General features: G+C 41.4%; 10 protein-coding genes. All 10 read right to left on the reverse strand.

Annotation, left to right across the window (positions count from 1 at the left end):
* Window positions 1-3: 3 nt before the first annotated feature.
* A complete protein-coding gene (locus tag EYS08_RS08745) occupies window positions 4-1,848 on the reverse strand; it encodes a glycoside hydrolase family 97 protein (RefSeq protein WP_262711725.1) in 1,845 nt (614 codons plus the stop codon).
* Window positions 1,849-2,017: 169 nt separating this feature from the next.
* Window positions 2,018-2,206: a hypothetical protein gene (locus tag EYS08_RS08750; protein ID WP_131029668.1), complete on the reverse strand. Its 189-nt coding sequence runs from the start codon at window positions 2,204-2,206 to the stop codon at window positions 2,018-2,020.
* Window positions 2,207-2,510: 304 nt separating this feature from the next.
* A complete protein-coding gene (locus EYS08_RS08755; RefSeq protein ID WP_131029669.1) occupies window positions 2,511-4,139 on the reverse strand; it encodes a glycoside hydrolase family 43 protein in 1,629 nt (542 codons plus the stop codon).
* Between the two features lie 276 nt (window positions 4,140-4,415).
* Window positions 4,416-5,615 carry a glycoside hydrolase family 88 protein gene (locus EYS08_RS08760; RefSeq protein WP_131029670.1) on the reverse strand — a complete coding sequence of 400 codons (1,200 nt, stop codon included), beginning with the start codon at window positions 5,613-5,615 and terminating at the stop codon, window positions 4,416-4,418.
* Between the two features lie 163 nt (window positions 5,616-5,778).
* Window positions 5,779-6,669, reverse strand: a complete 891-nt coding sequence (locus EYS08_RS08765; RefSeq protein ID WP_131029671.1) for an ROK family protein — start codon at window positions 6,667-6,669, stop codon at window positions 5,779-5,781.
* Window positions 6,670-7,327: 658 nt separating this feature from the next.
* Complete coding sequence (locus tag EYS08_RS08770; RefSeq protein WP_131029672.1) at window positions 7,328-8,338, reverse strand: NAD-dependent epimerase/dehydratase family protein; 1,011 nt, start codon at window positions 8,336-8,338, stop codon at window positions 7,328-7,330.
* A gap of 64 nt (window positions 8,339-8,402) precedes the next feature.
* Window positions 8,403-8,891 (reverse strand): Crp/Fnr family transcriptional regulator, encoded by a 489-nt coding sequence (locus tag EYS08_RS08775; RefSeq protein WP_244215906.1) that lies wholly within the window; start codon window positions 8,889-8,891, stop codon window positions 8,403-8,405.
* Between the two features lie 443 nt (window positions 8,892-9,334).
* Window positions 9,335-10,930 carry a RagB/SusD family nutrient uptake outer membrane protein gene (locus EYS08_RS08780; RefSeq protein ID WP_131029674.1) on the reverse strand — a complete coding sequence of 532 codons (1,596 nt, stop codon included), beginning with the start codon at window positions 10,928-10,930 and terminating at the stop codon, window positions 9,335-9,337.
* 26 nt (window positions 10,931-10,956) lie between these two features.
* On the reverse strand, window positions 10,957-14,130 hold the full coding sequence (locus EYS08_RS08785; RefSeq protein WP_165456410.1) for a SusC/RagA family TonB-linked outer membrane protein: 3,174 nt from the start codon (window positions 14,128-14,130) through the stop codon (window positions 10,957-10,959).
* A gap of 405 nt (window positions 14,131-14,535) precedes the next feature.
* Window positions 14,536-14,703, reverse strand: a complete 168-nt coding sequence (locus EYS08_RS25685) for a hypothetical protein (RefSeq protein WP_165456411.1) — start codon at window positions 14,701-14,703, stop codon at window positions 14,536-14,538.
* Between the last annotated feature and the right edge of the window lie 201 nt (window positions 14,704-14,904).

The raw sequence follows: 14,904 nt of genomic DNA on the forward strand, positions 1-14,904 counted from the left end.
AAATTATTTTTTGTGAAGCCATATTGCAGCACCTCCTGAAGGCTGGAGATCCAGTTTCAGGATAGTTTTTGAATCAACCGCTATATCTTTTATCCCTACCTTGGTGGCAGTGCCAACCGTATTGTCGTCATTATAAATCCTGGCGACAAATTTTTGTCCTTTGGGAAGAAAATCAAGCTTCAATTCTAGCTTACGGGCCTCATTATTGGTAATGCTACCTAAAAACCATTCCTCGCCACTTCGCCTGACTGTTGTAACGTATTCACCGGGGTTTCCCGACAAAACCTTTGTTTCATCCCAGGTAACTGGAATCTTGTCCCAAAATTCGAGTTCGGGCTCCCCTTTATAAAAGCTCGGTTTATCGTACCAATATAGGGTTTGGATGGGGCTAAAATAAATTGCTGCAAGCGCGAGCTGATGTGCATGGGTAGTTTTTATCCTTGGATCGAAATAACAGATGGTATAATCCGCAGCTCCTGCAATATACCTGGTAAAGGGCATTACCGTGTTACTGGTGGCATCGGGCATTTCTTCATTCCCTCTTATTCCTTCGGAGGTCATCAGATTAGGCCAGGTGCGCTGCTCGCCTGTTGGGCGCCAGTCATCGTGGATATTTACCATTATCTGGTTTTGTGCAGCCTGTTGTATGGCTTTTTCTACCCATGTTGTCCAACGGTGTGATCCTGAATGTACAAAACCAAATTTAACGCCGGCAATACCCCATTTTTTATAGATTGAAAAAAGGCTATCGCTCTGCATCAACAGCGCCTGTTGGTTTACATATAACCATACCCCTATTCCCTTTTCTTTTCCATACCTGATGATCTGAGGCAGATCGAAATCTGAGATGGCAACTTTTGAGGCATCAGAACTGAAACTAAAAGCAGGACCGTACCATTTCCAATCGAAGAGAATATACTGCAGATTTCTTTTTACGGCAAAATCGATATTCTCCAGTGCATCTTTTGTAGTTTGCGACATCACGCGCATAATCTTTCCCGGTTTTACCCAACTTTGATCTTTTATCTTTGATGGCTCATTCAGGTTTAGAATCAGGTCTGTTCCCTCGGCAATCCCGGTTGCAGTTTCGGTTACCATTACCGCTCTCCACGGCGTAGCTACCGGAGAAATAAGATCAACGGGGGTAAACATGGCTGTACTTATTGTATTTTTTCCGCTAAGCTTGAATTTCGTTCTTGAATAATCTACCATCTGTGCTTCTAAGAGAGATACAAACAGGCCATTTTTCAGTTCAAGAGTCAGTGGCCGCTCAGCCTCACCATCCCAGTTCTCTAATGCAACCTTATGATATGGTGCCTGTGCCCAGTTTGCTTTCCAGGCTAAGGTGCCTTCTTCAAACTTAAATTCTGTATTTTCTGACATGATCCGGTAATAGGTCCCCTTAACATTTTCCGGAAAGAAAAAGCGGAATGCAATACCCTGATTATAGGCCCGGAATTCGATATTCATCTCATATATCGGATTATCGTCCTTCACCGTTTTAATCACCAGACTATTATAATGATCACGGATAAATTTCCTTTCTCCATAAACAGGAGTCCAGATTGTATCTTTTTGCGTATGCACTAAATTCTTTATTTCGAGGTTGTCAAACCAATTTTGATGGGTATCTACCTTTAGTGCCATTGCACTTTCTGAAAGATGATTATCAAGCTCCAGTTCAAGTTTTGACTCCTGAATAACATTTTTTCCTTTATAGGATAATTGATAAAAAAACGCCTTTTTATGATCTGCGGCTTCCTTTTGGAAAAAATGGACCATAAGCGACTTATCCGGGGAATAAAGTATTTGTTCAGAAATTACAGTAGTTGTTTGGGCGGATGCCAAAAAAAATGCAAGAAGGGAAAGTAGTGTCAGAAAAGTGTGTTGGTAAAATTTCATAAAAATGTTAGGCGTATTGGTGGTTGTTCTAAAAAAGTATGTGCGGCCATCAGCAGATTATCTTGCTTGAACGGGTAAAAAATATAGTTCCGGGAAAGTTTCGTTCCCGGCTAAGTCATATTAAGCCTTGTTCTCCCTCTTTATCCTTTGGCTCCAGGGAATGTTCAGTTTCTCCACCTCCAAAAATTCTTGTCGCTATGCGGCCCCAATGCTTTCTGATATCTTTATCTGAAACTAACTGCCGCTTAAAGTTGAAAGGCAGATTCTCATTATCTATTTTTTCTGGCAGATTTTCGTTTTTCATACTGGTATGACACAGGGGAGCATTTTTTATACTCTATTAATCGATAAAAAGAATAATTTGAAAAAATACCCAATACAAAGAGGTTGTATTATAAAGGCGTTTCACCTCAGATGCTGTCATGTTGTCCAAAGGACTCCTACGGAGAGCCTGTCGAAACACCTTAAAGGTATTTAAACGGGTCCTTCGACAGGCTCAGTGATACCATCTCCCACTACAGAATATATTCCCTTCAAATACAATCAGTTTCTTAACCAATTTAAGTTGCTCCCTGATTATGCCAGAGGGATATTTCTGCGCGCAGATTTTATCTGGTTATCCTAAAATAATCGAAATCAGCATATCCACCGGTACGTACGCCGCTCCCGCTTGTACAGAAAATCCCGATTTTTGCGCCTATCCACTTATCAGGCTGCGCTTTAAATGTTTCCCCTATTTTGTGGTACAGCTCGCCATCTTCACTGTATGAAAAAGTTACCTGTCCTTCCTGAGCAACCTCGGCCCGAAGATAAACTGCTCCAGACTTCAACGGTCTTTGAGCCAATACCTGCTCAGTTCCCTTATTTGGAGCGTCTTTACAGATTACCTGTGCGATCTGAAATCCTTTTTCATTTTTAGAGACAGAGAGATAGGAATAGTCATTTCCCATAATGAGCAAACCAGTCTTTTTTTCGTGCCAGGCATCCCATTCTACATAATAGCTGACCTTAGTAGTAGCAGTAAAAATAGGTGCAGGAAACTTCTGAAGAAGCAGGTTCGGCACATCCCACAAGCCTTTATTAATTTGCGGGCTGGGAAAGGCAAAAAGCCTTAGGTACCCGTTATTAGCGATCATTGCCGACCATTGTATTTTTTTATTGGCATGCCACTGCCATTGCAGGCCTGGCTCAAGGCCGTTAAATTCATCGCTTTCTGATGGTGTGGAAATTGGATGAGGTCCTGAAACCGATGGTTTAGTGTAGACAGAAACCGGTTCTCCTATTCCATTGCCATCCGCATCTGAGCCGATAATAGGCCAGTCTTTCTTCCAGGTTACAGGCTGAAGGTGAACTACACGACCATAAAGTCCCTTGTCCTGAAAATGAAGGAACCAATATTCGTCCTTTGGCGTACGGATTAAAGCCCCCTGATGGGGACCGTTGATCGCTGTTTTACCCTGCTCCATAACCTTACGTTCCTCATATGGACCATATATATTTTTTGAGCGCATTACAAGCTGCCAGCCAGTTGCCACTCCTCCGGCAGGCGCAAAAAGGTAATAATACCCGTTACGTTTATAAAATTTAGGTCCTTCTACTGTATGGTTTTTGCCATGTCCATCAAAAACGTGTTTTCCCTCATCTTCTACCTGGGTACCATCACTGTTCATCTTGAAAACGGTTAACAGGCTATTTACACCAGCCCTGCTTGCTGCCCATGCTACAGCCAGATAAGTCTGTCCATCATCATCAAAGAATACACTTGGATCGATAATCCCCTTGCCTTTAAGGATAAGTACAGGTTTTCCCCAGCTTCCAAGGGGATTTTTGGTCCTGACCATAAAAATCCCATAATCGGGATCCGGATAATAGATCCTGAACTCTCCCTTATGGTAATTTATACTGGGTGCCCAAACGCCCTTTCCGTGTTGAGGAATATCATAGACTTCAGCTGGTTCCTGGATTTTGAGTACATGGTTAACCAATGTCCAGTTTACCAGGTCCTTTGAATGCAAAATAGGAAGTCCTGGAATACAATTGAAGCTTGATGCCGTCATATAATAATCCTCTCCGACCCTAATCGCGTCGGGATCGGAATAATCCGCATGTATAACCGGATTTTTATATGTTCCGTTCCCCAGGTCGGCAGTCCATACCTTTGATAGATTATCCTGACCATAAGCCAGATACGCACCTAAAATTAAAAGTATGATTAAAGAATATTGTAGTATTTTCATTTTTACATCATTATTTTCTTTAGGGAGTGATTCATCCCATTTACGGTTATTTTGTAATGCTGAAACCTGAGTAGAGTTCCTAAATTCATTATGAGCACCAATTTTATTAAAATATTGTGAGCGAGACCGTTGAATTAAGTCTCGGTTTTCCGGTTGCAACAGGCATATGGGTCTACTAAAACTAAATATGAAAAATGGCTACCAGAAATTAAATCAGACGTCCCGCCCAGCAATATTCCGCAAAGAGAGCTACATGGTTATTATTATACTAAAGGTTTAATTTAGCTTCATCCCTTTTTGAAGTTTTTCCAGTCTCAACAGCGCTTCTATGTAATAATAATCTGCATATATAATCGATGTATCAATTTCAGATCCATTGGGCTTATGCCCTGTTGAATGTAAAAGAAAGGCCGAATTCTTATTTCTACTCTGGTACGCTGATGAAGAAAGGGAAGCCAGCATGAGTGTCGCAGCTCTCCTGTATTTTTGTGATTTCGCTTTGTCCTTAACAAAAGTGGAAAGCTCTAAAAGCCCTGATGCGACCACTGCTGCTGATGATGCATCTTTGGGGGCATTGGGGATAGAAGGATCATTAAAATCCCAATAAGGAATTTCATCTGCAGGCAGTTTTGCCAGATAAACGTCGCTTACCTTTTGGGCAAATTCAAGAAATGCAGCATTACCTGTTTCGCGGAAACACATGGTATATCCGTAAATGGCCCACGACTGGCCACGTGCCCACATTGAATTATCGGCATATCCCTGGTGGGTTAGTCCTTTGATTTTTTTCCCTGTCTCCCGGTCGTAGATTACCGCATGGTATGCAGAATAGTCAGGTCTGAAATGATTCTTCATGGTTACCTCGGCATGTGAAAAAGCGATATCATATAATCTTTTCTCTCCCCCGTTCCGGGATGCCCAAAAAAGCATTTCCAGATTAATCATGTTATCAATAATGGTATTATGCTGTGGCCATTGCATTCCGGGAACCTCCCTCGGCCATGACAGGATTGTTCCAACCTTTGGGTTAAACAGGGTGGCCAGGGTATCGGCTGTTTTGAGTATAATCTCTTTATATTCAGAATTTTTGGTAAGCCTATATCCGTTGCCATAACTGTTAAATATCTGGAAGCCCAGGTCATGGTCGAAAGCTGAGTGCTGCGAAAGAGGTATAAGCGCTGAGGAAAAAGCCACTGCTTCAGTAAGAAACGTTTTTGATTTTGTTGCTTCATAGCTATACCATAGTATTCCAGGCCAAAAACCACTGCACCAGTCCTTATAACCCACAAACTTCCATTCAGATGAACCGGGAACAATACTCCTTGGAATATTATTTCCATGATAAGGAATAATTCTCAATGTTTTTTTTACCTGTTCTGTACAATAAGCCAACTGCCTGGCCGCATTAATCTGCGCAGAAGCAGTTCTGCCGGAGAAAAATAGTAAGGTAATTATGGCAAAAGCTGTATATCTCATGTTGTGCATACTACCTAGACAACAAATACATCAAGATATACTCATTAAATTCGAAATCATAGTATAGGTTTATGCCTATACTATTCGAAATAACTACATATTTCTGTTGGCAGCAGAAAGTACCTATCTCAAATCACAAGGATAAGATAATGTGAGCATTCTTTTATGAAGCCAAAATTTCAGTTGCCTGTGAGTAAGCAGCACCAAGCATTGCAGCATCTTCCCATAATGCGGTTATCCTCAATTCGGCCCGAATTCCCTGCTGACGGAGTGCATTCTGGGTCTTGTTCAGAAACAAAGGGTGTGCTTTGGCAATATTTCCTCCAATGATGACCACTTCTGCATCGTGCGCTTTGATAAAAGGAAAAAGAAAGTCTGCAAGGCTTCTGGAAAAATCATTAAAAAGTACAGGCACCATAGGATCACTTTCATATAGATCGACAAGCGCTTTTGTATCTTTTACTTTCTTTCCGGAGAGTTCTTCATAACGTTTCACAAACCATCTGGTGGAAATATAATCTTCTGCTATCCCGTGCTTAAACGAACTCACCCCAAGATTTGCATCGGTGGTTTTCCCCGCAATACTCACGGCCGATCCCAGGCCAGTACCCAATGTGATCCCTATCGCCCTATTGAATCCCAAAGCATTGCCGCCATTAACTTCTCCATGGAGAAAGGCTTCTGCATCATTTCTAAAAATAATATTCTCCGGCAACAGTCCCAGCTGCTCGATCAAAACAGCCTTAATATCTGTAAGGTACAGGGATTCATATTTGTTCATATTCTTGATCAACGATATCCCATTTACATAATCGAACGGACCAGGCATGGCAATTCCCAAAAGTATCTCGCCTGAGGAATAGTTCCCGATAATATTTTTAAGTACGGTGATCCACGAGGCTAATATATCTTCCTTTGTGCCGTGTGTATTAACGTGGCTACGCACACGTGAGTGATCTACCACTGAATGTGACCTAAAATCAATGATTGCAGCTGTAATGTGTGAGCCACCGATATCAACACCTATCACAAGTGGCTTTATTTTTTTATTCATTTAGTTGAAGTATTTTTTCCTGACGCTATCTATACCGTATTAACAGTATTTACCATATGAACAGAGACATAAAAATCGCTGTTCAATACTCTTTCAGCTTTTATTTCGTAAAGTCATCACTACCATATTATAGCCGCTCCCACCCATGCCCAATGTCATTAAGTTGAACACTGCGGTCGTCACCCTGTCCAAAGGACTCCTGTGGAGATCGTAGTCGAAGACTTCTTGAGATTGATGAACCGCAAATAAATGCCCTTCGACTACGCTACCATTGACAGATTCAAAAGAAAGGTCGTCATTGCGAGGAGGAACGACGAAGCAATCTTTTATGCTAGTGATCCTTGCCATAAAGATTGCTTCGTCGGCTGAAAAAGCCTTCTCGCAATGACGATAATCTGAGGGGATTTAATCTTTTAAATTCTCCTGTCATTTATATTGATTTTTATACAATAAATTATCCAGCAGAGTGACATCTTCTTGCGATTTATCCCTTAGCTTAACGATGTTGCCCCCATGCCACGAATATTCTATCCTTATCTTGCACTTTTTACTTACAAAGCCCATTAAAAATGCCAATCAGGTTCAGGAAACAGATACATAGCTGGCAATTCCCTTATCATCCCCATATAGAGTGCTGCTACCATAATTTTTTCTAAAATTAAATCAATTCTCTATGTTCCATCAGGTAAGCCAATGCTTCCCTTACTGCCTGTTGGCTATCTTTCGGATTAAATTCTAATTCGTTTCTTGACTTCGAAATATCAAAATCCTGTTGTAATCCTGAAAACATAGCAATTTCTTTAGTGGTAAGCAGTGGAGGTTTTCCACTTATTTTACTTGAAAGCTCCATAAAACCTGCAATAGCATACAAAATAAACTTTGGCACAGTTCCAGGTACTTTTATTTTCAATTCAGGATAAAGTTTTTGTGCCAATTTAGTTGTATCGGTAATGGTCAGACATTTTTCGTTGGCAAGGATATAACGCTCACCAGACCGGCCTTTCTGTGCAGCAAGATAACAGCCTTCTGCTACATCTTTAACATCTACCCAGTTCAGCGTAATCTTGGTATCCATAGGGATTTGCTTGTTAAGAATCAGTTTTAGCACATTATAGGAAACATTCAGTGGAAGAAACGCTTCACCTCCTATCATTGCTCCGGGCATAACCGATACCAGTTCTATACCGAATTCTCTTGCCAGGTCAAAAGCCAGCTTTTCACCATCATTCTTGGAATTGTAGTACATATCCCTTCGGTCGGAATTGTATCCGTTGCTTTCTTTTGTCGGAAGATTGGTATAGTCCAGCGCAGCAATGGAACTCACATAGACGATTCTTTTTACGCCCGCCTCTGCAGCTGCTTCTATCGTATTCCGGGTGCCCAGCATATTCACATCATAGATTTCTTCCTTGGGATTTTTAGCCCACAGCTTGAAGGCAGCGCCTACTGCAAAAAAAGTATCAACATGCTGCAGTGCGCGCTTAAAGGAAGCTTTATCCGTTATATCTGCCTGAACGACCTCGCAGTTCAGATCTTTGAAACATTCTTTGCTTTTGATATTACGGACTGAAGCCCTTACCGGAATCCCTTTTTCGATTAACAGCCTTACAAGGTTGTTGCCTAAATGCCCATTGGCACCAGATACCAGTACCATTTTTTTATCTGTCATAATTATTGATTTTAAATGCTGTGGCAAAGTTGAACTTTGCAGATTTAAAACCACTTCACAAATGTTACCTAATGATCTTCTTTCTAATTCGGCTCAGACTTTTAGGGTTCATCCCAAGAAAAGACGCAATGTATTGCATAGGAACATTCTGGAGAACTTCGGGGTACTGGTTCATCATTTTTAAATAACGCTGTTCCGCATCAAGGGTAGCCAGCTCCCTGGCACGTGTTTCATTATAGGATAAAGCTTGTTGAAATACCAAAAAGCTAAAGTCCTTAAAAGTAGGGCTCTGCTGTATAAGCTGATCAAGATCTGCTTTACTGATGCGCAAAAGTTCACATTCGGTAATACATTCCAGATTTTCATCTGACTTTTTCTGGTTCGTAAAATCAGCATAGGAGGTAATGAAACCAGGCGGACAGTTTATATGCGTTGTAACCTCATCGCCCTTATCATTGTAATGGAATAGTCTTGCAAAACCTGAAACCACGAAATATAGATGCCCAGGTACCTTTCCTTCTTCTTCGATTATCCGGTTTTTCGGATATCTCACCGGTTCAAAGTACTCTATGCACAAATCGCTATCCCGGTTAGAAAGTTGTAGGCTTTTTGTAATAAGACTTATAAGTTGACCGTGCATGGTACAAAGATAAAAAAACAATGCTGATCAATCCCAAATGAAACCTGTTCCAGACTTTTAGGAGAAAAGAAAGTGCCAGAACTTAGCCAACGAAAAGCAATAACCGATTCGTGTTGATCTGATACTGCCTGGTGCATAAGATGAATGCCAGAATAGGCAGATAAAAGCCATCTCATAATCAAATTACGAGATGGCTCCTTTTTTGTTAATTCAGTTACCCGTTTAAAGCTCTACAAGAGCTGAATAACAGCATTTTATGCATGCAACATTTGGTTTCTCAAGCGGGCTGGCTATTGTTTTTAACTTTACAAAGCCCAATGACTATATTTTGATTTTTTTGCCATTACGTTGTGCTATTAATTCCAATCACTACCGATATCCTTACCAACATTGGGATTTGCATTCTTTTCTGATAGCGGGATAGGCAATAAAACATTTTTATCCTGAAAAGGTTGGGTACCATCTTCTATCTGCCTTTGCGAATTAATGGTCTGCTTAGCTATGCCCCAGCGTATCAGATCAAAATAACGGGACTGTTCGCCGGTCAGTTCCAATTGTCTTTCGCGCATCAGAATGGCCATGGCTTGAGGCTGGCTGCCCAAACTGATATAAAGCGGTGCATTAACGCTTGGCCTGCTGCGCACCTGGTTAATCAGTGCCAATGGCTGTGCCCCGGTATTACCCTGCTGTATGTAAGCCTCGGCAAGCATCAGCAATACATCTGCATAACGGATCACCTGCCCGTTGATACCGCTTTGCGGACCACCGAAGCTTGCTACTTTATTATAATACTCATATTTTAAATATTTGTATCCGGCTGAAGCATAGGGAAAGGCTACCGGCCCGCTTGCGCATTGCTGGCAATATTGAGTTTGCCCCCCACTTGCAGCATCTCCATAAAAAGTATAAGCCGCACGTGGATCAACATAAGTGGCATTGGTTTGTGGGTTGGTGTAAGTAAAAGCTTTAACCGCCGTAGTGGTAATAAACACATTATTCCAATCGTTAAAGCCATATTCCTGCGCGCGGGCAGAGTGGCTTGCTTTCCCACCCCATGTTTCCTGACCGCCAAACGGGGCATACTGGTTACCGATACCCCAATCGGTCCAGGCCTGGTTCATTACCTGAAAAATGGTTTCCGTGTTAAGGGTCGTATTATTCTGATTTGGATCATCAAATAGGTTATTATATTCAGGTGCCAGCGCATAGGTGTATGGTGCCTGGGTCAGTTTGCTTAATTCAGTAACAGCATCGCCCCATTTTTTTTCGTACAGGTATGACTTACCAAGCAATGCAACCGCAGCACCGCGGGTAGCACGCCCTAAACTGGCTGTAGCATGTGAAATAGGAAGGTCAACTTGTGCTTCTTTTAAATCCTGTTCAATAAAGGCCCATACATCTGCTACAGCAGCACGGGGCAGGTTAATTTCTTCTGCTGTTGGCAGCGGGATATATTCTTTACGCAAGGGTACACGTCCGTACAGGTTAACTAGATTGAAATAAGCATAAGCCCTCAAAAATTTAGCCTCGGCAATATATTGCTTTTGATTGGTCTGTTCGGTTGCATTGGCAGGAGCCCATGCCTGGGCACGGTTAATCACAACGTTCGAACGCATTACCATTCGGTATAACGAAGACCACATGGCTTCTAACTGCGGTTGGTTCGGAGCAAAATTATATTGTGCCAGCGCCAAAAGATCCCCCTGAAGTGGCTGGGCATTTTTGGCATCGTAACCCAACAGGTCAAAAATATAATACCATTCCCGCGCCCACAAACCAGAATGCAATAAAGTAGCGTAGCTGGCTATCACGGCTTGGTTTATTGCTGCATCGCTTGTAAAATAAGTGTCATAGGTATATGCACTTTTATTCTGTAAATCCAAATCCTTCTTACATCCCCCGGTTGCAATCATTAAAACTACAACAATCAGATATTTTATATATTTTTTCATCATTATATCTTTAATATTTTTCATCATTAAAATCCAACTTGTATACCCGCCAAAAATGTACGTGGCTGTGGTATCTGCCCATCATCAATGCCCCGGTTAAATATATAATCGCTGGCCCCGCCATTAACACCGCCATTGGTTTGGGTGCTTATTTCGGGATCATATCCAGTATATTTTGTTATGGTAAATAAGTTTTGAGCGGCTACATAAACCCGTAACCTGCTTAATACATTACCCGAGAAAGAATTTAATGCCGTTTTTGTAAAAGTGTAACCTAAGGTTACGTTACGTACCCGCAGGTATGATCCATTCTCAACAAAAAAATCAGAAGGCCTCAAATTCCCTGTTGCCGTAACATTTTGGCCTGCCCTTGGCAAAGCGGCAATATCCCCCGGATTTCTCCAACGGTTTAAAATGGCGGTAGAAGCATTATGTCCGGTTGAGGCATTTTCGGTGTAAAATTTAAGTGAATTGGCCAATTGAACGCCCTGAACACCTGAGATAACGATATTGAGGTCGAAGTTTTTATAAGATGCCCCGGCATTAAAACCGTACGTAAACTTCGGAATTGGACTGCCCAGAACCTTCTGGTCCTTACTATCCACAACACCATCGTTATTAAGATCTTTAAATATAAAATCTCCTGGCAATAATCCATCCTGGTATAAACTGGCTGGATTTCCGGTTCTTTGTCTGGCAGCGGCATTTAATGCATCAATTTCTGCTTGTGTACTTGCTACATGATCAACAGAATAACCATAAAAAGCACCAATAGGCGACCCTGGTTGTGTTAATGTAAGGCCATTTAAATTATTAAAGTATCCTCCAATTATAGGGGTTGACGATTGTGCACCCAGTGATAATGTTTTATTTTGGTTATAACCTCCATTTACACTTACATTGTAGTTAAGGTCACTGGTTTTATCAGCATAGGCCAACTGAAATTCGAAACCTTTATTTTGAGCATCTGCAGCATTAGTAATTAAGGTACTGCTAAATCCGCTTAATCCGCCAATGCCTACGCTGGTAGGTACCGGAATTCCCACTAGCAACCCACTGCTTTTTCGGTTATAGTAATCAAGGGTAAGCGTAAGTTTGTTTTTCAGAAAGCCAAGATCAAGCCCTATATCAGTCTGGTCTGTCTGTTCCCATCTCAACAGTGGGTTTGCAATAGAAGTTACCGTTGTTCCATTTACAAAACTTTTGTTCTCCCCCAGTGAATAAACCAGGTTGCCAGTCGGTGAACCGCCAAAAGTAAATACCTGCGTTGTGGTTAAACCAAACTTGTTATTACCTGTACGGCCCCAGCCTACGCGTAATTTAGCATCGCTGATAAACGGAAGTGCCGATTTTACAAATTCTTCTTCGCTGATGCGCCATGCAAAGCCAACTCCTGGAAAGTTACCATAACGGCTTTGAGGTCCAAAGTTTGAGGATCCATCACGACGGATACTTCCGGATAAGATATATCGATCGTTAAAGGTATATACCAAGCGGCCATAATAAGAGATAGCCCGGCCAAACTGTGTATAATAGCCTGATGTGTTGGCCTGACTGGTAATGGTTGGCGCTACACCTATGTCGGTTACATTATCATTTAACATTCCAGTACCCAATACGCTCAGGTATTTGCTCGATCCGGCATCAATATAACTGGTACCTGCAGTTGCCGATATACTGTGTTTGCCAAAAATACGGTTGTACGACAGGTAGTTTTCAAAAGTATAATTGGAATAACTGTTAAATGCACGTCCTGCCTGCCGACTGAAACCCAGGTTGTTGGATGTAATATAAGGTATCTGGTATGAGTCGTTTGTCGAAGTGCCATATACACCCGCCAGCTGCGACCTAAAAGTTAAACCTTTAATAATACTTACTTCGCCAAAAACCTGCGGATACAATACCAGATCGTTGCTTGATAAGGTTTGAACGCCTAAGCTCTGTAGTGGATTTACGGCGTTACTGTTGTCATCAACATTGGTAAGGATAGAGTAGCCACCCAAAATAGCGGGATCGTATATTGGCTGATAAGGTGCATAGCTGATAGCATTTAATATGCTTGCTGTCTGCCCGTTAGTATTGGTGTAACGGATATTAAGGCTTTGGCCGAAATGGAAACGCCCTAGTTTCTCATCTAGCGAAAAACGGCTGTTTAATCTTCTTAAACGATAGTCTTTAACAGTAGCCTGCTGGGTTAAATAACCTAGTGAAAGATTATAGGTAACCTTTTCGCTGCCACCGCTTATGCTTGCATTGTTTTGGGTAGATAAAGCTGTTTTAAATATTTCTTTTTGCCAATCGGTACGGTCAACACCCACAAAAGGAGTATTTAGTTTGGCCGGAGGCGTTAGGTTATTGGTAGCGGCTATATCTTTTATAAGATTGACATAGTCGTTTGCATTAAGCAGGTCGAGTTGTTTGCGCACTGATGAAGTACCAACCTGCGAATCAAATAATATCTGCGGGATACCGCTTTTAGCCTTTTTAGTGGTAACGATAACCACACCATTAGCAGCAGCAACACCATAAATGGCGGTTGAGGCTGCGTCTTTTAAAATGGTAATATTATCAATGTCCTGTGGGTTGATGGTGTTAAAAAGATTGGCATCGCTCTGTATACCGTCAACCACATATAATGGCTCCACATTGGTAAATGAACCGGTACCGCGTACAATGATCTGGGCATTTGAACCCGGGGTACCATTAGAATTTAATACCTGTACACCCGGGGCTTTACCTATAAGGAGCTGTGCGGCGCTGGTATTGGTGTTAGCGCCTGCATCCTTCGCGGCCACAACATTTACCGAACCTACCAGATCCTTTTTTCGGGCGGTTCCATAACCTATTACCACTACATCATTAAGGGCACTTACATCACTCTGCAGCTTTATGTTCAATACTGTTTTTCCGTTTAATTTAACTTCCTGCTTTGTGAATCCTATAGAAGAAAATACGAGTGTAGCATCCTGTGGTACATTAACTGAATAAGAACCATCGGTGCCGGTAACCATACCATTCTGCTTTCCTTTTTCCATTACAGTAACTCCGGGAAGCGGACTGTTATCATCGGCTGATGTTACAACTCCTTTAATGGTGACCGTTTGTGCCATAACGGGCAATGTACTCATCGGTACAAGCAACAGCAGCAAGAGCCATAATCTGGCTGGTCCTAGCAGCCTTGTTAAATGCGTAATTTTCATGCTCATAATTGTTTTTTTTTGTATTATAATTGGTTATTTCTAAGTATTATCAATGTCGGACTGAACCCGGACAGCAAACTATAAGTCCGAACACACAGCTGCTGGAATGATTATAAAAGTGGAAGACGGTCTATATGGTCAGCGTTTCTAAAATACGTCATAAGCTGGTTTACTAAAGGGCACATTTGATAAAAAATAGGTGTATAAATGTTAACCTATTGTTGCCTTTGTCTTGCCGGAAAGTGGCAAATTGGGTATAAATATGGCGTATTTTGTATTAAGTCAACATGGACAAACAAAGTCTAGACGCATATAAACAGACATATAGAAAGAAAAACATATTTGTTAAAGAAAAAGAAGATGCTGATACCACTGCAAATGAACAAATCGAAAGCAGGTATTATCTCATCCAGAATGGCACAAGTGATAATCAGATCTTTCCCTATAAGATAAGGTAGGATTATCATTATAGCCATCATTTTTTTGGCTGTAAACGATTAATCCGGCGATGGTAATGAAACCTACAAAAGCCTTTATAAAAACCCATAAAGGCGTTGAGTTTACAGTCTTCATAAATTAATTTAAACTGCCCGTTCGTTTGCTCGCAATAATAACAGGTGAAGATAATTAAGGCAATCACAATCTTTCTTTTGCTAATCAGTCACGAAGGCTCAGTAATTTGTTTTCTCGCCGCTCCTGTGCTAAGGGTTAAGCCATAACCAGATCGGTTATATCATTCAGTTACTTGATGGCCAAATGGTTTTTAAAACAATT

It is taken from the genome of Pedobacter kyonggii, from assembly GCF_004310665.1.
GTDB classification, from domain to species: domain Bacteria; phylum Bacteroidota; class Bacteroidia; order Sphingobacteriales; family Sphingobacteriaceae; genus Pedobacter; species Pedobacter kyonggii.